Raw genomic sequence first — 21,952 nt, forward strand, 5'->3', positions numbered from 1 at the left:
TTATCAAGGTAAATTAGTCAAGCATTAAAGAACAGCAGACAATGGATATCGGACAGGTGACCTGGTTTGTTTTGGAATCGTTACCGGTTGCAAACGGGTCAGATATTGTCTTCCATTTCCCAGACACCACAGGGGCAGATGCCTGCACAGAAACCGCAACCAATACACAGGGCCTCGTCAACCACATAGGCATAGGAGCCGTCCCCGGATTCCTGTCTGCTGATGGCCCCGTAATAACAGGTGGCCTCACACATACGGCAGTCCCTGCATACGGCACAGGACATACAGCGGTTTGCCTCTGTCTCGGGTTTAAACGGTTCACCGCGGCAGACGTCATAATAGGCGGTCTTTATTTTATCGTAAGGGATGACGGGCTTTGGTGCCGGCCTGTAGTATGATCTTCCGGAGAGCAGGGCATGAACTGCCATGGCTGCCTTTCCGCCCTGGCCTATGGCATGAGTGACAAGGCCAAGTCTTGTGGCATCACCAATTGCGTATATCTTCGGGTCGGATGTATGACCAGCCTCGTCTGCCTCGATCCAGCCGTTCTTGTCGGTATGGACTGTTGGCGGCAGGAAATCCGTTACAGGGGAGTCTCCTATGGAGACAACCACAAGATCTGCCTCAAGGGAGGTCCCGTCCGTGAAGTAGACCCGTCCCTCTTCCCTTACATATTTTTCCGTAAACTTCGGCCACAGGATCTTTGTACCCAGGGACTCTGCAATCTCCAGCTCCTTGCCAAAAGCAGCCGGTTTCTGGACATCAACAGCAGTCACCTCTCTGGCCCCGCAGTGAAATGCCTCTGCGGCAACATCCATTCCCACATTACCTGCCCCGATTATCATCACCCGCCTGCCTTTCAGGTCCGGGGGATTTCCGGTATTTATATTCCTGAGGAAGTCGTAGGCAGTCGCCATGTCCTCTGCGCCGGGGACGTTAAGTTTCCTTGGCCTGTGAGCCCCGCAGGCGACCACAACAGCATCGTGAGCCCTGTATATCTCGTCGAATTTCTCCTTGCTCACCTTTACACCGGTATGTATGTTGACGCCTATCTCTTTAAACCTCTCAATCTCACTCTTGAGTACATCCTGCGGAAGTCTCTCCCTGGGTATGCAGAACTCAAGCTTTCCACCCAGCTTATCCTCTGCCTCATAAAGGTCTACATCATGACCTTCAAGGGCAAGCTGCCATGCAGCAGAGAGACCACCCGGCCCCCCGCCTATAACCGCCACCTTCCTGCCGGTCTTCTCTTTCGGCTTTGGAGCCCTGGCTTCGAGACTTGCCCTGCCGAGGCCTTTTATATTCAGGGGCTCGTCAACCATTGACCTCGTGCAGGCATCCATACAGGGGTTGGGGCATATCTCACCACAGACCGTTGCCGGAAGCGGGCTGTACTGGAGCACAAGTTCAAGGGCCTCACGGACCTTGCCTGTCCTGATGAGTTCGGCACGCTTCCTGGTCGGTATGCCGGTTGGACAGTTATACTCACAGGGTGGAGCATATTTTTCATTGTTCCACACAGGCCTGTATCTGCGGTCAGCACCTGTTGTAATGTAGGGAAGCACTGTTGTGGGATGGGTTATATACTCTGCAAATATTCCCCCCCTGCCAACGCCAGCCTCCCATATATTGGAGCGAAACTCGGAGATTGTCTTTTTAAAAGGTCTTCTTTTTGCCCTTTCCTGTGCTGTATAGGGGATGAGTTTTTTCCACTCTCCCATGGAGTTTGTCAGCTCGTCATAATAGCTGGATCTCTCTATCGATTCAAGAAAGGGCTTTATATGTGTGGTAAGCCACTGCCGGTCCTGCTCAGTGAGATCAAGGAGTTTTACATCTGTTTCGCTGTACCCCTCCATAGGACCACGGAAATAGATAATGCCCTCAACCATACCGACACAGGGCCGGTAACCAAGAATGTTTTTGGGGTTTCTCGGGTTTACGCCGCAGACAACTGCCACCCCGCCGGCCTTGAACTCCGCAAAGGTATCTCCCACGTCCCTGAAATACCACGACTGGGGAGGATCGAACCTGGGGTTATGCTTTGTCATTGTATCGCAACGTGCCCCGCCGCTTCCCTGTACATAAAGTATACCCTGGGCAACTGCATTGTGGGCGCCATTGGTCACATCACCAAGGACTGTTATCCTTGCCCCGCAGTTGAGCCAGCCCACGTCATCAGAGGCACCGCCTTTGACTACAATCTCGGTGCCGAACATCCCCATACTGCCAAGCCTCTGACCAACTGGACCCTCAACAGTAATCCTGACCGTCTCGGACCTCGGCCATATACGGCCGCCGATGCCGTGCTGGCCGTCAGCAATTATCAGGAGATCCCTGGCACCCTGCCTTACAGCCTCCTGTATCTCCTCCTCAAATATCCGTGAGGGGACTCTCTTTCCGTTAACGATTCCCTTAATTATCACTTTACCCATATCTTAACCCGCAATATGTTTTCATACTTTAACCCGCAACTCGCAACATCTTTTCTTTTTTCAACACGCATAACTTATCTCCAGACGTTCGGCAACAGCCGGGTCATCTGCACTTATACCGTCGGACATACCGATGGGCAGCTCCGTGCTCCTTCCCATGGGGGCAAAAATCTTCTTCAACTCCACATCCAGCGACTTAAAGACCTCAACAACTCTTTCGGCCACATTGTCGGGGTCAAGTCTCCTGTAAAGTTTCGGATCCTGTGTTGTGATACCCCTTGGACACTTTCCGATATTACAGACATTGCAGCGGTTGTATTCATCACCCAGGCAGCCTGCAGCGGCCTGCATTATGTATTTCCCTATAGAGACAGCCGAGGCACCGAGCATAAAGAGGGCTGCTGAGTTTGCAGCAAGATTACCCTTCTTTCCCACGCCCCCTGATGCTATAAGGGGCAGCTCGTTCTGCTTGCCCTGCTTTACCAGGTCGAGGTAACACTCCCTCAGATTCGAGGCAATCGGATGCCCCATCTTGTCCATCGAGACATTGTAAGCCGCCCCTGTGCCACCGTCTTCACCGTCAATGGAGAGGGCTGATGCAAAGGGGTTCCTCACCAGGTTGTTCAGTACCGCCCTTGCAGTCCTTGATCCGGAAATTTTTGGATAGACCGGCACCCTGAAACCCCATGCCATGGACATGGACTGTATCATCTTTGCCACTGATTCCTCGATCGAATACTTTGTCTGGTGCGTAGGTGGTGACGGGAGATCAACACCCATGGGGACTCCCCTTATCTCAGAGATAAGTTTAAGTACCTTGTGGGCCATTAACAGGCCCCCGTCTCCGGGTTTTGCGCCCTGACCGTACTTTATCTCAATGGCGCATGGGTCTTCCACCATATGCGGGATTGCCCTTACGATCTCATCCCATCCAAAGTACCCGGATGCTATCTGCAGGATAAAGTACTTCATAAACCTTGACTTCAGAAGCCTTGCCGGCATTCCGCCCTCACCTGAGCACATCACTACAGGCATGCCCTCAACTTCGTTGAGATAGGTGATACCCATTGCAAGCCCCTCCCACATGGTGGGCGAAAGGGCGCCTATGGACATGCTGCCTATCATTACCGGGTATATCTCCCTGACCGGGGGAATGAAATCCGTCAGGGTCTTGTCCACATCAAGCCTGCCGTTAACCACCTTAAGTGGTAGCTCATCCGGGGGCAGGATTCTACCGAGATACGTCCTTATCCTGAACTCATGCCTGCCCGCGTCAAGGGCCGGGTCTGTAAGCATGGAGATCCTTGTAAATTTCAGCCTGTCCAATGTGCCCGGCTGGGGGTCGTTTCTCCTTCCACCCCTCCTGTACGGATGACCGCCCCTGTTTTTGTGGAATATGAACTTGTGCTGGGGATTGTACTCCGGCTCTATGGCATCATTTGGACATACGAGGGTGCAGGTGCCGCAACCCGTGCAGTAACGACCGATATCACTCGTCTGCCTTACTACAGAGACAGTTTTCCTTACAACCTTCGGCTCAGGTGTAAGCCCTTCTGAGCGGACAGCCCTTTGAACAACGACTGCCGGCTCTATTGAGAGCATGGGACAGACGGCAGTACACCTTCCACAGCGCTTGCACCTGTCGTCACGCCACCTGATTATATATGGGAAGTCCTTTATTGTTAACTCATAGTTGTGGTCCAACCTTGAAGCTGGTTCCATACCTTCACCTCCTCGGCGCCGGGTGATACGACAACCATATCGTACTTCATCGGAAATATATCATTGGAGCGCTCCCTGTCGGGTATCGCCCTGTCAAGACCGCACTCCTCTGACATAAGCGCAAACTTGCCCTTCACTCCCCCGACAACCCCGGGCCTGAGCTTCTTTGAATCCTGTACCATAAAGCATGTGCCGTCTGGTGTGAATCCTATCACGCAGTTAGGGCCGTCAATGCAGAGCGGCCTTAAGGATATTTTCAGAAATTCCGTTGCCTCACTGTCCGGCCTCGTCTCTATCTCGGATGTCTTGAGCGGAGTGATGATATCCTTGTAGTATGTCAGGGGATAACCAAGACGCCTGCATGTGTAATGGAGGATATGGGTAAAGACCTCGCTGTCGCTGTTGTAACCCATATAGCCGGGAAAACCCCTGCTCGTTAAAAACTCCCTTATCGGGATAAAGGCCGTATTCTCACCATTTGTCATGGACCCGTAACCCTGAATAAAGAAGGGATGGCATGCGTAGAGATTTATGGCGTAATTCGTATTCTGCCTGCCCTGTGCAAGGATTATCTTTGCCTTTAGTGTTGAGGTATCGAGACCGAAGAACTCGCCAAGCTGAAGCGGGTCTCCAACCTCCTTCAGGGCAATAATGTCCGGATAAAAGGAAAAGACAATGATTGACTCATCCCCCTCGCCCATCTTCCTGAGGGCAATCCTTGTACTCATCAGTAGTGCCTCTCTCTCTTCAATACCCTTCTCCCTGAATGCATCAGGATACTCATAGGCCCTTGCAAAATAATAGTCACGCCTCTCAACACCTTTGACTGGTTTAATCTTTGGGGTCCAGGTGTATTTGAGTTGAAAGCCGAGGTTGTCCATGTAGCTGTCAAGGGCGTGAAGACCGTCTTTTGAACAGATACCCGAGAGGATGGGATAATCCTTCAACTCCTCAAACTCCCCGCCGAGGTTCTTCAGGAGAAGCCCCATTCCCGAACCATCATGCCCCTCCTTCATGGTCTCAAGGGCAAGGATGTTCTCCATGGGAGATATATATTCCGATGATGTTATTGCTGACAGACGGCACATCTTAAAAAACTCCTCTGAGGGAAAACAGGTCCCTGATCCTTGGATAACACAGAAGGGACAGCCCCCTTTGTGACGATAGGCGGAATTTGCCGTCCGTAATAATAAAATTAATCTAATGCTTTTGTCAAATAGGCATTAAAAACAAGGGGTTGTCCTTATCTCTGCCTCATCCCGGCATCAGTGGACTCTTCAGGAATTCGTTTCTCTGTGCTGAGCGGACGGTGTTTTCAAGGAGCATTGCTATGGTTACAGGTCCGACACCGCCGGGGACAGGGGTGATGAAGGAGGCCTTTTTCTCAACGGATTCAAAGTCAACGTCTCCAACAATGCTTCCGTCATCAAGGACATTAATCCCTATATCCACTACCACTGCACCCTCTTTGACCATATCTCCCTTTATCAAACCCCGCACCCCTGTTGCCGTACATATGAGATCTGCCTGACGGGTAAAGGCCCTTAGATCATGGGTTTCCCTGTGACAAACCGTAACGGTGGCCTCCTTTGCAAGCAGCATAAGTGAAAGGGGTTTTCCTACTGCAAGACTTTTCCCCACAACAACTGCATGTTTCCCCTTTATCCCTGTGCCGTAATGCTCCAGAAGCCTTATGACACCAAAGGGGGTGCAAGGCAGAAAACTTGAGACCGTGGGCATGAACCTGCATTCGTAAAGCATCTCATAGTATCCCTCCTTGAATATCTGAAAGGTGGATTCATCTGCAGCCAGCCGTCCCACCGAAAGGGAGCCAAGGCCGTCGATATCCTTCTCAGGAGCTATCTCGTTAACAATCCTCCTGGCATTAATCCTCTGTGGAAGGGGAAAGAGTACCAGCAGACCATTGACCCTTTCATCGCTGTTTATTGAATGAACTACATTGAGTATCTCATTCATGGATGCAGTCTCAGGGAGTTTGAATTGATATGTAGTAACTCCAACCTTGCTGCATGCCTTTTTGGTAGCGGAAAAATACTGCCTTGAAGCAGGATTTTCGCCTATCAGCAGCAGCCCCAGTCCAACGGCTATACCGTACTGTTGAAGCTTCTCTATATCCTCTTTAACTTTCTCCCTTATACCATCGGAAAGGTTCCGCCCATCCATTATCTGTGCCATAAACTTTTCCTCCGCTTGTATTCTGAAAATTAGAGTGCAGCCTTATTATTTAAAGCTACCTGTTCTGTTCCTTAAACAGGGCATTTAGCCTTTCATGAAATGCAATAACTGCATCTCTCAGTTCTTCCCTTGAAACATCCCTGTTTTCAAGAAGAGAGACTATCTCCAGCAATTCGGAATCTATATTTGCGTGAATCTCTTCTTTAACGAGCTGCATCCTTTCAAGTTCATCCAGCACCCTGTTAACATCCGAGATAAATGACCTGATATAAACATCATCGTTGTTCCTTACGCACAACCGCCTCTGATAATCACCTGAGAGTATGATCCTCATCTCCATCTTTAACCTTTCAAAGGGGCCTACAAAGCGATGCGTAAAAAAGAGGGTTAAAAAAACCACAACAACCGCATAACCCGCAAAAACAATTATAAAAAAGAAGAGACCCGGTTCTATTTTTCCACCGAGTACCCTGGTTAAATATGTCAAAAAAGCCATGGCAAGAAGTGACCAGAGGATCATGAGGGCGATCGAAAACCGCAGCTCCCTGTGCCTGAAAAATCTCTTCCGTATCTTCTTTTTCTTTTTTTCCATTACTTGTCCCTTACACCCGGAACCCGCCCGTCATAGAGGCTCCTCTCAATCAGCATCTCTGCGATAGTCTTTCGGAATCTCATCCTGTAGTCCATCTCGCGTCTTATCTGACCCTCAAGATTGGCTATCCGGGTATAAAACGGGGTGCGGTCAATAAGGTGTGTCCATTTTTTCTGAAAGGTTTTATTGAATATCCTGCAACCGGTAAAACTCTGGTTACCTTTAACCGGATGGTCGAGTCCTCCGGGAAAGCCGTGAATCCTGCAGATAAGGGGCCTGTATTCGTAAATCCTGCATCGCCCGTCATAGTTAAGGGGGCACATCATCTCCAGCTCTTCCTCCTTGCCCCTGTGTTTGTCCAGGTCCTTCAGATAATCCCGCCCCCTTCTCATGCTTTCGTCCCTGATTTCAGCGGGCAGTTTATCAAACCCCTCAAGGAGGGCAAAAGATTCAACTACTGTGTAGTGATAAAAGACCGTCCGGCAGCAGTTGTCATCACAACCATCACAGCTGAACCCGTAATAATCCGCTGAGTCCTTGCAAACCCTGTCGATCTCTCCATATATCTTAAAGAGTTTATCCATGAATACTGCTGCATCAAATTCCATTAATGACCGCCTTCCGTCTCTTTGCACTCCCCGCAGGGAAAATATATGGTGATGGCATCTCTTATTCTCCTCATTGCCTCCTCTTCACTCCTGCCGTATGCCGTGTAGCCGGGGAGCTTCATTGTCTCGGCAGCCCAGAGCCCCTCTTCGGTACAATAGAGTATAATGTCCCTCATAACGGTTCCTCCGTCAATTTTCTCAACAGGGCTGAAGCCATTGCCACAATGCCCTCACCGCGACCAACAAACCCCATGCCTTCGTTGGTCTTGGCCTTGATATTTACACACCCGTCAGGCACACCCGCCCCCTCTATAGAGCGGATCATCTCTGGGATAAAAGGGGCAAGGCGGGGTTTTTCCGTAATAACAGTTGAATCAATCCAGGCTACCTCAAAACCGTTCATCCTGACAATCTCAACTGTATGCTTCAGCATCTCAAGGCTTGATGCATCCTTCCATTTGGGGTCTGAGTCAGGAAAGTGCTTACCTATATCACCCATCCCCATTGCCCCTATAAGTGAATCAATTATGGCATGGATGAGTACGTCTCCATCCGAATGCGCGAGCAGGCCCTTTTCAAAGGGGATACTGACCCCGCCGATCACAAGCCTCCTGTTGGAAACAAGCCTGTGGGAATCATATCCGGTGCCGATATGCATACCGGGTCAGGAACGGTTCTTCAGAAAGGCCTCTGCCACGTCAAGGTCTTCCCGGGTTGTAATCTTGATATTGGTATAGTCACCCTCTATCACCTTCACCCTGCCGCCGCGGTGTTCGACCATGGCAGCATCATCAGTAAAATACATACCGGAACTCAGGGCCTCTGTATATGCCTCCATTAGGACATTATAATGAAATACCTGCGGGGTCTGAACAGCAAAAAGCATCTCCCTCTCAAGGGTCTTTTTAACCAGACCGTCCCTGACCTCCTTGATTGTATCCTTTACGGCAACAGCAGTCACAACTCCGTCAAGGTCTCCAAGTGCTGCAATCGCCTTGCGTATTATCCCCGGAGTAACAAGGGGCCTTACACCGTCATGCACCAGTATAATACAGTTCTTACGCTCAATCAGGGCAAGACCATGAGACACGGACTCCTGCCTCTCCCTGCCGCCGGGAGCAATCTTTCTGACCTTTGTGAAACCATAATGTTCCACGATCTCAAGCGCCTTTTCCATCTCATCATTGCGCATTACAGGTATGATCTCAACTATCTCCTCAACGTCTTGTAACGCACTGAGTGTCCGGGCGATTACAGGCATCCCACCCAGATTCAGGAGGGTCTTTCCTTCTCCAAATCTCCTGCCTGAACCCGCAGACGGGACTATTGCAATAACGGGTTTCATCATCCCCTTTGCAATTTCAACTCTTCCCTTTCATACTCTTCCTTCGGCTTTGAAAAGATCATCCTGCCGGCGGTGGTCTGCAGCACGCTTGTCACAGCAACGTCAATCTTCTTCCCTATAAACCTCCTGCCGTTCTCTACAACAACCATTGTCCCGTCATCAAGGTACGCAACTCCCTGGTTGTATTCCTTTCCCTCCTTAAGGACAAAGACATTCATGGTCTCTCCCGGAAGGACAACGGGTTTCAGGGTGTTGGCAAGCTCGTTGATATTCAGGACTGATACACCCTGGAGTTCTGCAACCTTGTTGAGATTAAAGTCATTTGTCATGACCTTTGCATCAAGCATCTTGGCAAGGGCTACAAGTTTTGCATCCACTTCCTTGATATTGGGGAAATCTTCTTCCACTATCTTCACCGAGATATTGGGCATTTTCTGAATCCTGTGCAGTATGTCGAGGCCCCTTCTGCCCCGTGCCCTTTTATTAGAGTCGGAAGAGTCCGCAATGTGCTGGAGTTCCTGAAGAATAAACTGGGGTATAATAAAGGTTCCTTCAATAAATCCCGTCTCGCAGATATCCGCTATCCTGCCGTCAATAATAACACTGGTATCAAGAAGCTTCAGATTGCTCTCAATGGCCTGTCCTTTAAAGAGCCTGAGGACACTGGAGATTGTAAGATTTCTCCCCCTGTTTGCACCCACAAGCAGACCACCATATCCTAAAATGGCATTTAAGGCAAAAGAAAGGCTGTTAATCTTGTCTGCAAGTACCGGCGACAAGGGAATTAAAACAAGCTTTGAAAATAGCAGACCAAAAAGAAGACCGATAAAGGCACCGATAAATCTGCCTGGTTTAACTTTTTGAAGAATGCTGTCTGACAAAAGGGTTATAATCCCTAAAATCATGCCTGACACTGCCCCCCAGTACTCATAGCCGTACCTGCCGCCCATGTAAAACCCCCCGGACACAAAGGCTGCAAGTATCAAAAGCTTCATAAGTATCAGCATTTTCTCACCTCCTCTCCCTGGCTGGTCTTTTTTTCAGAAACCAGAGACCAACGATTTTGGCTCCCCACCTAATGACTGCTATGGCTTCAGAGCCACATAGAATTTCCTGCCCCCCCTGTTTAAGAACATCACAACCATCTCATCGGGTTTTATCCCGGAGACGATCTTCTTCCAGTCATCAATACCGTAAATCCTTTTCCTGTCTATCTCCTGTATCACATCGCCCTTCTTGATCCCCGCCTCCTGCGCTGCGCTGCCTGGATCGACATCAAGCACTACAACCCCCTTCTCTGACTGGTCAATTCCAAGCTGTTTGGCAATAGCGCCTGTCAACTCTGTTATTGTTATCCCTGCCAGGGCCTTCACATCATCAGGCTTCTCCTCAGGGATTGCAGAGGAAACCTCGGAAAACTCCGTTGGAAGCTCATTAACTACAACCCTGAATTTATTCTGTGTACTGTTACGTACAACCGTGATCTCCACCTCTGAGCCGACCTTGCTCTGGGCAACCATGTTTCTGAGGGTTGAAACACTCGTTATAGCCTTTCCATTGTACTGAGTGATTACATCACCCCTCTTTATGCCCGCCTTTTGTGCAGGGCTGTCCTTGAAGACATCACTTACAAGGGCTCCGGCAGTAGTCTTGAGGCCGAATTTTTCTGCCAGCTCCGGGGTCATGTCCTGAATGGTAACCCCAAGCCAGCCCCTGATAACCTTGCCTTCCTTCCGGAGCTGCTCCATAACACTCCTGACCATATTACTGGGGACTGCAAACCCTATCCCCTGATAACCGCCGCTCCGGGAGAATATGGCGGTATTTATACCCACGAGCTCACCCTGAATGTTGACGAGGGGACCACCTGAATTGCCCGGATTGATCGCTGCATCCGTCTGAATAAAATCCTCATAATCAGCGATTCCCACATTGGCCCGCCCAACGGCACTGACAATTCCCATTGTTACGGTGTGGCTGAGGCCGAAAGGATTGCCGATTGCAAGGACAAACTCTCCTACTTTCAGCTTTTCGGCATCACCCCATGGAACAGTGGGAAGGCCCTGCACATTTATCTTTACGAGCGCAAGGTCAGTCTTGGGGTCAGCCCCGACCACCTTGCCCGTAAGGGTTCTCCTGTCGTAAAGGGTCACCTTTATCTCATCGGCCTGTTCCACTACATGGTTGTTTGTAATGATATAGCCATCATCTGAAACAATAACCCCTGAGCCGAGACTCTGCTCCTTCCACTTCCTGGGAAGTTCCTGGAAGGGATTGATGAAATCAAAGAATGGATCATTAAAGATAGACGACCTTTCTCTCCGGACGGTCTTTTTAGTGGATATATTTACAACTGACGGAGAGACTGCCTCGACAATCTCTGCAAAGGCCCTGCTTGTATCCACAACCTTTTGTGAAAGTAGCGGGGGTGTGTAAACGGTTCTCTGCGGAATCTTTACACGCTCGTATATTGAATAATAGGTGAGCCCGCCAATGAGGAATCCTATAAGTAATGTTAATAACCCAAAAAGTATCTTCTTTTTCATTACTTTTATTATAATAGTCAGTCTGGGATAAATGCAAAATTTAAAATAAAATATCCTGATGTTATATTAGCAGACACAGGGAAAAAGGAGTGCAATATGTCACGAGTATTTAACTTCAGTGCCGGACCGGCCATGCTGCCTGTAGATGTTCTGGAACAGGCTTCAGCTGAGATGGTGGACTGGCACGGCACCGGCATGTCAGTAATGGAGATGAGTCATCGCGGCAAGGAATTTACCTCCATTGCAGAGAAGGCCGAGGCCGACCTGAGAGAGATCCTGTCCATTCCTGATAACTATAAGAGCCTTTTTCTCCAGGGCGGTGCTTCCAGTCAGTTTGCCATGGTTCCCATGAACCTGCTGAGGGGCAGGGATACCGCAGACTACATCAACACAGGCTCCTGGTCCAAAAAGGCTATTACCGAGGCCGGGCGTTTCTGTAATGTAAACATAGCTGCAACGGCTGAGGCAAGCAATTTCACTACAATACCGCCACGGCAGCAGTGGTCTCTCAACCCTGACGCTGCCTATGTCCACTACACACCCAACGAGACGATCGGCGGAGTTGAGTTTCACGGGATACCGGATGTTGGTAATGTTCCCCTTGTTGCCGATATGTCTTCGACCATCCTCTCACGGCCTGTTGATGTCTCCAGGTTTGGAGTGATCTATGCAGGGGCGCAGAAGAATATAGGTCCTGCCGGTCTGACCATTGTAATAGTACGGGATGACCTTTTGGGGGAAACCATTCCCGGCACACCCACAATGTTCAACTATGAGACACATGCTAAGGCTGGGTCCATGTATAACACGCCCCCCACATACAGCTGGTATATTGCCGGTCTGGTATTTGAGTGGATAAAGAAAAAGGGCGGAATCAAGGCAATAGCTGAGATCAACAAACGCAAGTCCGATAAACTCTATGCCTTCATTGACAACTCGGGCTTCTATAGCAACCCGGTTGCTCCGGACTACCGTTCATGGATGAATATACCATTTGTACTGGCCAAGCCTGAACTTGACGGCAAATTTCTTGAGTTGGCAAGGGATGCAGGGCTGGTAAACCTTAAAGGACACCGGTCCGTCGGGGGAATGCGCGCAAGCATATATAATGCAATGCCCGAAGAGGGTGTGGATGCGTTGATTGCATTCATGGCTGACTTCGAGAAGAAATACGCCTGACGTACGAGAGACCCGGATCAAAGGTTTGGGCTTGCCTTCATCCCCGGCTGAATGGGTGCCGGAGGTTTGGTTGAGTTTCGGGTATCCGGCAAGCTTCCTTATAATTTAATGATACTAAGTAAAGATAATTAATGATATTAAGTTAAAAACAGGAGGAACAAAAGTAATGAAGGTTCTTGTAAGTGACAATATCTCTCCAAAGGGTGTTGAACTGATGAAGAAGGCCGGCATTCACGTGGATGTCAAAACCGGAATGACCCCTGAGGAACTGAAGGCCTGTATTGCAGAATATCACGGCCTGGTCATAAGGAGTGCCACAACCGTGACCGCAGAGATTATTGAAGCAGCCACCAGCCTGAAGGTAATCGGCAGGGCCGGCTCAGGTCTTGATAATGTTGATAAAGACAGTGCCACGAAAAGGGGCATTGTTGTGATGAATACCCCTGGTGGAAATACCATTACAACAGCAGAGCATGCGATTGCACTGATGTTCGCACTTGCAAGGAATATCCCGCAGGCCACCTATTCGATGAAAGAGGGAAAGTGGGAGAAGAAGAAGTTTATGGGAGTTGAACTCTTTAACAAGACCCTCGGAATTCTCGGACTCGGAAATATAGGTTCACAGGTAGCCCGGCGTGCCCATGCATTTGAGATGAATGTGATTGGTTATGACCCCTTTCTGAGTGACGAAAAGGCGGGGGAGCTCGGGGTGGAAAAGGTGAGCATAAGCGAACTTTTTAAACGCTCTGATTTCATAACGATCCATACGCCCCTTACGGCCGAGACCAGAAACCTTGTTAACCGTGAGACCATAGAGACCATGAAGGATGGCGTATATATCATTAACTGCGCCAGGGGCGGGATTGTAAATGAAAAGGACCTTGGTGATGCAATTCGGTCAGGAAAGCTTGGTGGCGCTGCGCTGGATGTATTTGAGAAGGAGCCGCCTGAGGACCTCAGCCTGATAAAGCTCGACCGTGTTATCTGCACCCCCCATCTCGCTGCATCCACGAGGGAGGCCCAGGAGAATGTGGCCATCGCCATAGCAGAGCAGGTGGTCGATTACCTGCTGAACGGCACCATACGTAATGCCGTAAATTTCCCCTCCATTCCTGCTGATCAGTTGCCACGGCTCAGGCCTTATATCACATTGGCAGAGGCACTGGGCAGCTTTGCGGCTCAGGTATATGAGGGAGGGATAACAGAGGTAACAGTAGAGTTCAGGGGAGAGGCCGGGGAAATAGATACGAAACCCGTCACCATTGCCGCACTCAAGGGTCTGCTTACACCCATACTGACCGAGACCGTGAATTTTGTTAATGCCCCGCTGATAGCCAGAGAGCGCGGCATAGAGGTAAAGGAGATGAGGAGTCCGGATTCCGGTAATTTTCATAATATGCTCGTCATCAAGGTAAAGGCCAACGGGAAAGAGAATTCGGTCTATGGCACCCTGTACGGAAAGAAAGAGCCCCGGATCATACGTGTTGACAGTTTTCCTGTTGAGATTATCCCCGAGGGTATCATGCTCTATATTCACAACAAGGACCGTCCGGGGGTAATCGGCAATATCGGGGCACTGCTTGGCAAAAATAATATAAACATTGCAAGAATGCATTTTGGACGTGAATCTGCGGCCGGGATGGCCATATCCGTTGTCAGCGTGGACGCTGAAGTGAGTGCCGGTCTGCTTGATGAGATAAGAGAACTCCCAAATATCATTTCCGTCAGGCTCATCAGATTGTAACAATGACCGCCCTGCTCTCAGACCGCCCCATGAGCCCCAGAGGATGTATAAACCTTTTGCCCGGTTATGCTGAAAGAAAACGGGCACTTGAGTCCCAATGCCTTGATACCATGAGAAGGTGGGGCTACAGGGAGGTAATAACTCCGATATTTGAGTATCTTGACGTAATATCCCGTGGTGCCGGAGAGGACCTTATAGAGAGCGGCTACAAGCTGACCGACCGCCAGAGTGGCAGGGTCATGATCCTGCGACCTGATGTTACACCACAGATTGCAAGGATTGCAGGCACGGCGCTTCGCGATATACGCCCTTTGCGCCTTTCTTATTGCCTGAATGTCTTCAGGTATGAAAAAGTGCATGGGGGCAGGCAGAGAGAGAGCTTTCAGTTAGGTGCAGAGCTTGTAGGCATAAAGGAGCCGGAGGGAGATGCCGAGATAATCTCCCTTTTTACGGAGGTGCTAAGGTCAGCCCACCTGAAGGATTACAGGATATCCATGGGGCAGAGAGATTTTTTGAGGGGGTTTTGGGAGCAGGAAAGACTCATTCCCCATATCGGGAGACTGAAGTCCATTTTTGTCCGTAAGGATACCTCCGGGCTTTATGGTCTTCACAAGGCCGGCATACTTACGGAGCAGGAGCTGAGACTGTATGAAGAGATAATGTATCTATACGGAGATGAAGATATTCTCGGGAAGGCGGAAAGCCTTGTCAACAATCCTGTTTCAGAGGCTGCCCTGAAAAATCTTCAGGAGGTATACGGATTTATGAAGACCCATGGTGTTCACAGGAAGGTCATATTTGACCTCTCGGAGGCCAGGGGGTTTGATTATCATACAGGGGTTTTCTTTGAGGCGTTTATTCCGGAAGGGGGCCTTTTAATCGGGTGTGGCGGGAGGTATGACTCCCTCGTCGGCTCCTTTGGCGATGAATCCCCAGCTACAGGGTTTTCCATTGATCTGGGGAATATACTGAATGTCTCAAAAAAGGCGGCACCTGAAAGGATCTCGATACTTATCGTTGATCTTACCGCTGGCAAGACCATGGCGCTGAGGCTCGCAAAGGAGTTGAGGGAAAAGGGTTTTGATGCGGTCAGGGATATTATAAAGAGGCCTTTTGAAAGCTCCCTTGAGTACGCAAAACTCAATGAAATCAAGTATGTAATAAAGATCGAAGGAGCAGGGAAGGGGGGAAAACTGGTATCATTAATATGCCCGGGCAAGGGCAGTGAGGATTCAGGCCAGCTTGATGAGGTCAGGACAATCATGAGCAAGTTCAGTAAATGACAGGAAATCAAAAAGCGTAACACTTTTACATAATTCAGTTTCAGGAGGTTTTTTACATGTCCAGAGCAGTTGTTATACTCGGAGCCCAGTGGGGTGACGAAGGAAAAGGAAAGATCGTCGATTCATTAACGGATAAGGCCGATGTGGTTGCACGGTTTCAGGGCGGGCATAATGCCGGCCATACAGTGGTTATTAATGATGAGAAATTTGTTCTCCATCTTATCCCTTCAGGGATTCTGCACAGCGGAAAGCTCTGCCTGATAGGAAACGGAGTGGTTATAAACCCCGAGGCCTTGATAGAGGAGATGGAAGGGCTGGAGAGGCGGGGTGTGAAGTTGAACGGCAGCCTAAGGATAAGCAGGAGTGCACACCTCATAATGCCTTACCATATTGCCATAGAGAGAGAAAAAGAGGCACTCAAGGGTAACAGGAAGATAGGCACCACAGGCAGGGGTATAGGCCCTGCCTACATGGACAAGATGGCAAGAACCGGCATAAGGGTTGCTGACCTCTATTATCCGGATGTCTTCAGAGACAAGCTGCAGGCAAACCTCAAGGACCTCAACTACATCCTCGGAAATCTTTACAGGACAGAGACCTTTGATGTTGAGGATATCTATTCCGAGTACATGGGCTATGCCGAAAAACTCAGGGACTACATTGATGATACGGATATCCTTGTCAACAGGGCGCTTGATGAAGGGGGGAAAGTCCTCTTTGAAGGTGCTCAGGGGACACTGCTTGATATAGATCACGGCACATATCCATATGTGACCTCCTCCTCAGCAACAGCAGGAGGCGCATGCACAGGACTTGGTGTGGGTCCAACACGCATAGATGCCGTGCTCGGCGTGGCAAAGGCATATACAACAAGGGTGGGAGGAGGACCTTTCACCACGGAAATACATGATGCCATTGGTGAAAAGATAAGAGAGAGGGGAGGCGAGTTCGGGGCTACCACCGGAAGGCCAAGAAGGTGTGGATGGCTGGACATGGTGGTGCTGAGACATGCTGTGAGGGTTAATGGACTCGCAGGACTTGTACTTACAAAACTCGATATTCTCGACGGCTTTGATACGATCAAGGTATGTTTTGGTTATCGCTACAAGGGAAAAACCCTTGAAGAGTTTCCCAGCGAACTGCCGGTGCTCGAGGAGTGCGAACCCGTCTACCGGGAATTTAAAGGATGGCATGAATCGACTCTCGGTGTCACGGAATTTGCCGGGTTACCGGAAAATGCCCGGTCCTATATAAAGATGATAGAGGAAACCCTTGGCATAAACATTGATATAATCTCTACAGGTCAGAAGAGAAAGGATATTATTAAACTTAAAGAACACTTCAAATAATGTCGAGAAGGAGACATAAACGATATACAAAACGAATAGAGACCGAGTTTAGTTCCGGAGACATGCACTTCCGGGGCATATCCTCCGATCTTTCAGAAAAGGGACTCTTTATCAGGACACAGCATGGTTTTGTCCCCGGGACTACGGTTAATATAAAACTGAGGCTTCCTGATGGCTCAGCTCCACATTTGAGGGGGTTGGTGAAACGGACGGTAAAGACCCATTTACAGTTTGTAAAAAACGGTATGGGGATAGAGATTCTTGAAAGCGACAGTACTTATATAAGGTTCGTCAGGGAAGAACTCATCGGCATACCTGACAATACATCAAAGCCATCAGATGTCGTGGAGGTCAAAACCAATTCCCGGTCTGAGGCGGAGGAGGATCAGGAAGAGGCATTTATACTCCAGGCATGTCCTGCCTGCGGGATAAAGAACAGGGTCAAGGTTGCAGCACTCTCCATGAAACCAAGATGCGGAAAATGTGGAAGCTCTTTAACCTGATCTTCCCTTCAACGTGTCCTTCCTGTGACAGACTCACAGACGGCTTGAAATACGCTCCCTTTTGCACTGACTGCTGGCAATCATTAACTCATAACCCTGATACAAAAAGATGTCGCACCTGTGGCATTGCGCTCCCTCCGGATTACTCCTTCAAGTGTATAACCTGCATAAAAGAGAGGCCTCACTACAAAAAAATATACGTCTTTGGGGACTATGAGGGAGCACTGAAGGCAGCAATCAATCTCCTGAAGTTTGAAAAGGTTCGAAGGCTCTCCATGCCGCTTGGTAAACTCCTTGCCGGTCTTCCGTTGCCGCCTGTGGATGTAATCCTGCCAGTCCCCCTGAGTAAGGAGAGGCTGATTCTGAGGGGCTTTAATCAGAGCCATCTCCTGTGCCGGATTCTCTCCAGGGAATTCTCGCTTCCCCTGGAGCCAAACATCCTCGTTAAGCCCAGAGACATACAGCCTCAGAGCCTCCTGTCAAGGGCAAAACGCCTGAAAAATCCAAGAGGTGCCTTCTCGGTCATCAGCCCCGGCAAAAAACTTCTGCCCCGCCGGGTCTTTATTGTTGACGATGTAATGACAACCGGTGCCACTATTAATGAATGCGCAAGGGTTCTCCTCCGTGCAGGCGTGCAAGAGGTCTATGGAGCTGTTCTTGCCCGGACAAAATCCGAATAACCCGGGACAGTTATCAGGCAATCGTTGAATTACCTTGCTTTTTTTAATTAAAAAAGTTTTTAATAATTATAATTAGTAAAGGTCCTGATTGCCCGGGACATCTGCAACCTCAAATAAAGGCGGACGGCAATAATAAATCCGCGATAACCGCGCCGGAAACAGAACATGGAAATCCTGCTGAACTGATAACAATAGTGCGCCAAGGCTTACAGGGTTAAGTGGAGTGAATGAGTTAAGATGAAAGAAAAGAAAAAGACAAGAAAGGATATGACGGAAGAGGAAAAGATGGCGATGCCTCTTTATCCCATAGGGATCGTGGCTGAATTAATCGGCACCACGGACCAGACCCTGCGGCTTTATGAAAAGCACGGTCTGATAAAACCTTCACGGAGAAACAAGAACAGATACTATTCTGAAAACGATATCAAATGGCTGAAATGCCTGAGGGATCTCATCCATATAAAGAAGATAAGTATTGAGGGGATCAAGAAGCTCCTCGAGTATGCCCCGTGCTGGCAGATAACCGACTGTCCGGAAAAGACAAGAGACTTCTGTTCCGCCTATATCGACAAGAGCAAACCCTGCTGGGAGCTCAACCGCATGATATGTAACAGTGAACCCGGCAGGATATGTGAAGACTGCATTGTCTATATCTCACAGGTGGTCGGGAAACTATCGGAACCAGAGCCTGATTAGGGTTTTGCACGCTGGAAATCTATCTTTTCAGGTCTGAACTCCGGGTCCACCAAGTATGCCTCATCAAAATACTTCCTTGCCTCCTGGTACCTGCCAAGCTCATACAGGGCGTATCCCATAAGGTAATATGCTGATGGTTCCGGTCTTTTCTGCAGGTAATCCCTCAGTTCCTTAACCGCTTCCTTGAATTTGCCCTCTTTATACAGGTAGAGCGCATGGTCATAAGTGCCGTTTGGCTGGGCATTCAGAATACCTGGAACCATTATCAGTGACAAAGAGATTATCATAACAAAACATAAAACAACCCTTTTCATACCATCCTCCTTTGGTGTTTGATTAGTCATTACCTCTTCCGCCAAACAAACTCTTTAACAACTTCCTCAATCTGTTCATGTACTTCCACTCAGGCTCTGTCCCGTCTATAAAATACTCCTCTACGGAGTTGGCTGAATTATTAAGGACCTGCAAGCCTGTCTCTTTATCTATGTAATATTTTACAACATTATCAGGTTTAATGAAATCCCCTGTGTCACCTTTTGTAACGGCCCTCATGAAATTCAGCCAGATGGGGGCAGCCACCCTTCCACCACTCATGCCATTGCCCAGGGATGCAGGGTTATCATAGCCAACCCATATTCCGGCAAGCAGCCCGGGGGTATAGCCAACAAACCAGGCATCAATGAAGTTGTCTGTCGTCCCGGTCTTTCCGGCAGACGGCACCTTGAGTCCTGCAGCCCTTCTGCCCGTACCTCTCTGTATTACATCTTCCAGCATACTGGTTACAAGGTAAGCCACCTCAGGTGAAGTTACCTTAGAACCCTCGGGAATATTAAACTCAAGAATGCGTCCATCAGAAGAGACCACCTGTTTTATGGCTACAGGGTTCATTCTGACCCCTTCATTTGCAAAGACAGTATAGCACATCGTGAGCCTCAGGGGAGAAACCGTCAGGGAGCCAAGTGCAAGGCTGAGGTCATACGGAATGTTTCCTTCAAACCCGCAGGCCTTGGCAAAAGAGACGAGGTCTTCCACTCCAAGAGATTCTGCAAGCCTTACAGTGGCCACATTGAGAGAATTTACCAATGCCTCCCGCAACCTTACAGGGCCGGAATATTTCCTGTCATAATTAACAGGCTCCCACTGCCCGCCATCTCCTGTGGGATAACTTATTTGTTCATCCTTTATTATGGTTGCCGGGGTCAGGCCCTTTTCCAGGGCAAGGGCATAAACAACGGGTTTGAATGCTGAACCAGCCTGCCGTCTTGCACTCAGGACACGGTTGAACTGACTTTTTCTGAAATCGTACCCGCCTGCCATCGCCTCTATATATCCGGTTCTGGGTTGCACTGCAATCAGGGCCCCCTGAACAAGGGGCTCCTGCTCCAGCGATACATAAGCAACACCATCCTCTATCTTTATCAGTTTCACAAGGATTACATCCCCGGTAGAGAGCAGTTTTTCAAGGTTGAAGGTCTCCTGATAGAGAGGGGTCTTCTGTTTTGGCTTAAAAACCCTTCTTGCCCACAGGGCATCCCTTAGCTTCAGAATACCATAGGCACCGTTGACCTTCAGAATGGCCTTGTCTCTGTATACTCTGAGCACAGTTGCCCTCAACAGCTCCCCTTTCAGGGAGGAGAGCACGTCCGCCCTGGCAATAGAGCCGAGTTCCTTCTGCACATCCACTCCATCGATATGTCCTGTCACTCCCCTCCAGCCCCTCTGCTTGTCCACGGCCTCAAGCCCTTCCCTCAGTGCCCTCCTGGCCTGAATCTGGGCCCATCTTCTTAACGTGGTGTATACGCGGAGGCCACCCTTATAAACCATCTCAGTGCCATACTCCTCTTCAAGGTAATTACGCACATAGCTTAAAAAATACCCGTAACCCTCTTTTTTAGCACTAGCATTCAAGAGCCTCAAACCCTTTTTTGCAGCCCTGCGCCTCTCGGATGGCCTCAAAAACCCCTCTTTTTCCATCCGCATTAATACGAGCTTCATCCGGTCTTCAGCCCTTCTAATGTTTTTGTATGGGGAGTAGTATCCGGGGGATTTAAGAAGCCCGGCAAGCATTGCAGCCTCTGTAAGGTCTATCTCCCTGACCGACTTGCCAAAATAGACCCTTGAAGCCATCTCAACACCGTAAGCCCCCTCACCAAAATAAGTCCTGTTCAGATAGAGCTCCAGTATCTCCTCTTTTGAGAGTTCCCTCTCTATCCTCATTGCAAGTATCGCCTCCCGGAACTTGCGTCTCAGCGTCTTTTCATGGGAAAGATAGAGAATCTTGGCAAGCTGCTGCGTAATTGTACTGCCCCCCTCCTTGAACCTCCAGTGAACAATATCCTTTCCCAGGGCGCGCATAAGTGCAAAGTAATCAAGCCCCTTGTGCTCAAAAAACCTCGAATCCTCAGTTGCAAGCACTGCGTAGACCAGATACTGAGGGATTTCACTGATACCCACATACCTGCCCCGTTCCATCTTGAACTCACCAATAAGCACATTGTCACTGGCATAAACCTTTGTCACAGCCGCCGGTTTGTATGATTTCAACTGCTCCACTGACGGGAGGTCCTTCAGGATAAAGAAATAGAAAGCCACACCCGACAATATGAGCAGAAGGGATGAGATTTTAATGATTGTCCTGATTTTCACGCTTCTTTATAATAACTCAAAACCAGTGACTATGTGGTACTTCCAGAGAATGGGGTGTTTGACGAAAAAAACGAAAACCCTGTAAAATCAAGCACGGGAGTGAATGGGGCTCTGGTGTCCCCCTCGGACTTCAAATCCGGTGTTCCCTGCCAAAAGCGGGGAAGGTGGGTTCGATTCCCACTCGCTCCCGCCAATATTTTTCTTCTTTTTAGACAAGTTATTAACCCGGCAAATAAAAGCAGAGTTTTTAGCTGGTTAAGAGGTACTGCATACGTTATCAGCTTTAACAGAATCTTCGATGAGTTGCTCTGCGCTCATAACGGATAATGCAGCTTCCGCAACGAACGCGATACCATCTGTAGCAAACCAGGCGGTTAATTGTGCAACAGCTATCACACCAGTTTTCATCCAATCCCACCATGACATCTCGT

General features: G+C 49.2%; 21 protein-coding genes and 1 tRNA gene. 8 read left to right on the plus strand and 14 right to left on the minus strand.

All coding sequences use genetic code 11. The features are described 5' to 3' along the window. Nucleotides 1-98 precede the first annotated feature (98 nt). From VST71_12650 to VST71_12700, 11 genes are all read right to left on the minus strand, one after another. The gene (locus VST71_12650; protein ID MEC4686566.1) at nt 99-2,432 is read right to left on the minus strand and encodes an FAD-dependent oxidoreductase; all 2,334 of its coding nucleotides are present in this window, start codon (nt 2,430-2,432) and stop codon (nt 99-101) included. 60 nt (nt 2,433-2,492) lie between these two features. Then, complete coding sequence (locus VST71_12655) at nt 2,493-4,154, minus strand: glutamate synthase-related protein (GenBank protein MEC4686567.1); 1,662 nt, start codon at nt 4,152-4,154, stop codon at nt 2,493-2,495. Then, complete coding sequence (locus VST71_12660) at nt 4,115-5,242, minus strand: glutamate synthase (protein ID MEC4686568.1); 1,128 nt, start codon at nt 5,240-5,242, stop codon at nt 4,115-4,117. Before VST71_12660 ends, VST71_12655 begins: the two co-directional genes overlap by 40 nt. A gap of 166 nt (nt 5,243-5,408) precedes the next feature. Then, nucleotides 5,409-6,350 carry a bifunctional 5,10-methylenetetrahydrofolate dehydrogenase/5,10-methenyltetrahydrofolate cyclohydrolase gene (locus tag VST71_12665; protein MEC4686569.1) on the minus strand — a complete coding sequence of 314 codons (942 nt, stop codon included), beginning with the start codon at nt 6,348-6,350 and terminating at the stop codon, nt 5,409-5,411. Between the two features lie 55 nt (nt 6,351-6,405). Further along, nucleotides 6,406-6,942: a hypothetical protein gene (locus VST71_12670; GenBank protein ID MEC4686570.1), complete on the minus strand. Its 537-nt coding sequence runs from the start codon at nt 6,940-6,942 to the stop codon at nt 6,406-6,408. Next, nucleotides 6,942-7,550, minus strand: coding sequence for a YkgJ family cysteine cluster protein (locus tag VST71_12675; GenBank protein MEC4686571.1), 609 nt, complete (start codon nt 7,548-7,550; stop codon nt 6,942-6,944). Before VST71_12675 ends, VST71_12670 begins: the two co-directional genes overlap by 1 nt. Next, a complete protein-coding gene (locus VST71_12680) occupies nt 7,550-7,726 on the minus strand; it encodes a hypothetical protein (protein ID MEC4686572.1) in 177 nt (58 codons plus the stop codon). Before VST71_12680 ends, VST71_12675 begins: the two co-directional genes overlap by 1 nt. Further along, nucleotides 7,723-8,208, minus strand: a complete 486-nt coding sequence (ispF, locus tag VST71_12685; protein MEC4686573.1) for a 2-C-methyl-D-erythritol 2,4-cyclodiphosphate synthase — start codon at nt 8,206-8,208, stop codon at nt 7,723-7,725. Before ispF ends, VST71_12680 begins: the two co-directional genes overlap by 4 nt. A gap of 6 nt (nt 8,209-8,214) precedes the next feature. Beyond that, complete coding sequence (gene ispD, locus VST71_12690; protein ID MEC4686574.1) at nt 8,215-8,898, minus strand: 2-C-methyl-D-erythritol 4-phosphate cytidylyltransferase; 684 nt, start codon at nt 8,896-8,898, stop codon at nt 8,215-8,217. Next, nucleotides 8,895-9,902: a PIN domain-containing protein gene (locus VST71_12695; protein ID MEC4686575.1), complete on the minus strand. Its 1,008-nt coding sequence runs from the start codon at nt 9,900-9,902 to the stop codon at nt 8,895-8,897. Before VST71_12695 ends, ispD begins: the two co-directional genes overlap by 4 nt. A 78-nt stretch (nt 9,903-9,980) precedes the next feature. Beyond that, entirely contained in the window at nt 9,981-11,441 is a 1,461-nt protein-coding gene (locus VST71_12700; protein ID MEC4686576.1) for a DegQ family serine endoprotease, read from the minus strand. A 96-nt stretch (nt 11,442-11,537) separates the two neighbouring features. On the opposite strand from VST71_12700, the gene serC reads away from it, so the two are divergent. From serC to VST71_12735, 7 genes are all read left to right on the plus strand, one after another. Then, on the plus strand, nt 11,538-12,620 hold the full coding sequence (serC, locus tag VST71_12705; protein ID MEC4686577.1) for a 3-phosphoserine/phosphohydroxythreonine transaminase: 1,083 nt from the start codon (nt 11,538-11,540) through the stop codon (nt 12,618-12,620). A gap of 166 nt (nt 12,621-12,786) precedes the next feature. Continuing rightward, nucleotides 12,787-14,364 carry a phosphoglycerate dehydrogenase gene (serA, locus tag VST71_12710; GenBank protein ID MEC4686578.1) on the plus strand — a complete coding sequence of 526 codons (1,578 nt, stop codon included), beginning with the start codon at nt 12,787-12,789 and terminating at the stop codon, nt 14,362-14,364. Nucleotides 14,365-14,393: 29 nt separating this feature from the next. Beyond that, nucleotides 14,394-15,647: an ATP phosphoribosyltransferase regulatory subunit gene (gene hisZ / locus VST71_12715; GenBank protein MEC4686579.1), complete on the plus strand. Its 1,254-nt coding sequence runs from the start codon at nt 14,394-14,396 to the stop codon at nt 15,645-15,647. Between the two features lie 56 nt (nt 15,648-15,703). Beyond that, nucleotides 15,704-16,996, plus strand: coding sequence for an adenylosuccinate synthase (locus VST71_12720; protein MEC4686580.1), 1,293 nt, complete (start codon nt 15,704-15,706; stop codon nt 16,994-16,996). Continuing rightward, nucleotides 16,996-17,499, plus strand: a complete 504-nt coding sequence (locus tag VST71_12725) for a PilZ domain-containing protein (GenBank protein ID MEC4686581.1) — start codon at nt 16,996-16,998, stop codon at nt 17,497-17,499. The genes VST71_12720 and VST71_12725 overlap by 1 nt, the downstream gene beginning before the upstream one ends. Continuing rightward, nucleotides 17,478-18,179: a ComF family protein gene (locus VST71_12730; GenBank protein MEC4686582.1), complete on the plus strand. Its 702-nt coding sequence runs from the start codon at nt 17,478-17,480 to the stop codon at nt 18,177-18,179. The genes VST71_12725 and VST71_12730 overlap by 22 nt, the downstream gene beginning before the upstream one ends. Nucleotides 18,180-18,416: 237 nt before the next feature. Next, nucleotides 18,417-18,875, plus strand: a complete 459-nt coding sequence (locus tag VST71_12735) for a MerR family transcriptional regulator (GenBank protein ID MEC4686583.1) — start codon at nt 18,417-18,419, stop codon at nt 18,873-18,875. Here VST71_12735 and VST71_12740 read toward each other — a convergent pair. Both VST71_12740 and VST71_12745 read right to left on the minus strand, forming a co-directional pair. Next, complete coding sequence (locus tag VST71_12740; GenBank protein ID MEC4686584.1) at nt 18,872-19,189, minus strand: tetratricopeptide repeat protein; 318 nt, start codon at nt 19,187-19,189, stop codon at nt 18,872-18,874. The genes VST71_12735 and VST71_12740 overlap by 4 nt on opposite strands. Before the next feature lie 22 nt (nt 19,190-19,211). Next, entirely contained in the window at nt 19,212-21,521 is a 2,310-nt protein-coding gene (locus VST71_12745; GenBank protein MEC4686585.1) for a PBP1A family penicillin-binding protein, read from the minus strand. 95 nt (nt 21,522-21,616) lie between these two features. Between VST71_12745 and VST71_12750 the strand changes: the two genes are divergently transcribed. Continuing rightward, a tRNA-Sec gene (locus tag VST71_12750) sits at nt 21,617-21,714 on the plus strand. A 62-nt stretch (nt 21,715-21,776) separates the two neighbouring features. Here VST71_12750 and VST71_12755 read toward each other — a convergent pair. Further along, on the minus strand, nt 21,777-21,929 hold the full coding sequence (locus tag VST71_12755; protein MEC4686586.1) for a hypothetical protein: 153 nt from the start codon (nt 21,927-21,929) through the stop codon (nt 21,777-21,779). Nucleotides 21,930-21,952: the final 23 nt, after the last annotated feature.

The organism is Nitrospirota bacterium (assembly GCA_035873375.1).
GTDB lineage: Bacteria > Nitrospirota > Thermodesulfovibrionia > Thermodesulfovibrionales > JdFR-85 > BMS3Bbin07.

Excerpts from the sequence above, each read along its gene's own strand:
- VST71_12730 (MEC4686582.1), top strand. The coding sequence starts at position 17,478 with ATGTGGAAGCTCTTTAACCTGATCTTCCCTTCAACGTGTCCTTCCTGT.
- hisZ (MEC4686579.1), top strand. The coding sequence starts at position 14,394 with ATGAGCCCCAGAGGATGTATAAACCTTTTGCCCGGTTATGCTGAAAGA.
- VST71_12665 (MEC4686569.1), bottom strand. The coding sequence starts at position 6,350 with ATGGCACAGATAATGGATGGGCGGAACCTTTCCGATGGTATAAGGGAG.
- serC (MEC4686577.1), top strand. The coding sequence starts at position 11,538 with ATGTCACGAGTATTTAACTTCAGTGCCGGACCGGCCATGCTGCCTGTA.
- VST71_12755 (MEC4686586.1), bottom strand. The coding sequence starts at position 21,929 with ATGAAAACTGGTGTGATAGCTGTTGCACAATTAACCGCCTGGTTTGCT.
- VST71_12735 (MEC4686583.1), top strand. The coding sequence starts at position 18,417 with ATGAAAGAAAAGAAAAAGACAAGAAAGGATATGACGGAAGAGGAAAAG.
- ispD (MEC4686574.1), bottom strand. The coding sequence starts at position 8,898 with ATGATGAAACCCGTTATTGCAATAGTCCCGTCTGCGGGTTCAGGCAGG.
- ispF (MEC4686573.1), bottom strand. The coding sequence starts at position 8,208 with ATGCATATCGGCACCGGATATGATTCCCACAGGCTTGTTTCCAACAGG.
- VST71_12700 (MEC4686576.1), bottom strand. The coding sequence starts at position 11,441 with ATGAAAAAGAAGATACTTTTTGGGTTATTAACATTACTTATAGGATTC.
- VST71_12675 (MEC4686571.1), bottom strand. The coding sequence starts at position 7,550 with ATGGAATTTGATGCAGCAGTATTCATGGATAAACTCTTTAAGATATAT.
- VST71_12650 (MEC4686566.1), bottom strand. The coding sequence starts at position 2,432 with ATGGGTAAAGTGATAATTAAGGGAATCGTTAACGGAAAGAGAGTCCCC.
- VST71_12720 (MEC4686580.1), top strand. The coding sequence starts at position 15,704 with ATGTCCAGAGCAGTTGTTATACTCGGAGCCCAGTGGGGTGACGAAGGA.
- VST71_12660 (MEC4686568.1), bottom strand. The coding sequence starts at position 5,242 with ATGTGCCGTCTGTCAGCAATAACATCATCGGAATATATATCTCCCATG.
- serA (MEC4686578.1), top strand. The coding sequence starts at position 12,787 with ATGAAGGTTCTTGTAAGTGACAATATCTCTCCAAAGGGTGTTGAACTG.
- VST71_12740 (MEC4686584.1), bottom strand. The coding sequence starts at position 19,189 with ATGAAAAGGGTTGTTTTATGTTTTGTTATGATAATCTCTTTGTCACTG.
- VST71_12695 (MEC4686575.1), bottom strand. The coding sequence starts at position 9,902 with ATGCTGATACTTATGAAGCTTTTGATACTTGCAGCCTTTGTGTCCGGG.
- VST71_12680 (MEC4686572.1), bottom strand. The coding sequence starts at position 7,726 with ATGAGGGACATTATACTCTATTGTACCGAAGAGGGGCTCTGGGCTGCC.
- VST71_12655 (MEC4686567.1), bottom strand. The coding sequence starts at position 4,154 with ATGGAACCAGCTTCAAGGTTGGACCACAACTATGAGTTAACAATAAAG.
- VST71_12725 (MEC4686581.1), top strand. The coding sequence starts at position 16,996 with ATGTCGAGAAGGAGACATAAACGATATACAAAACGAATAGAGACCGAG.
- VST71_12670 (MEC4686570.1), bottom strand. The coding sequence starts at position 6,942 with ATGGAAAAAAAGAAAAAGAAGATACGGAAGAGATTTTTCAGGCACAGG.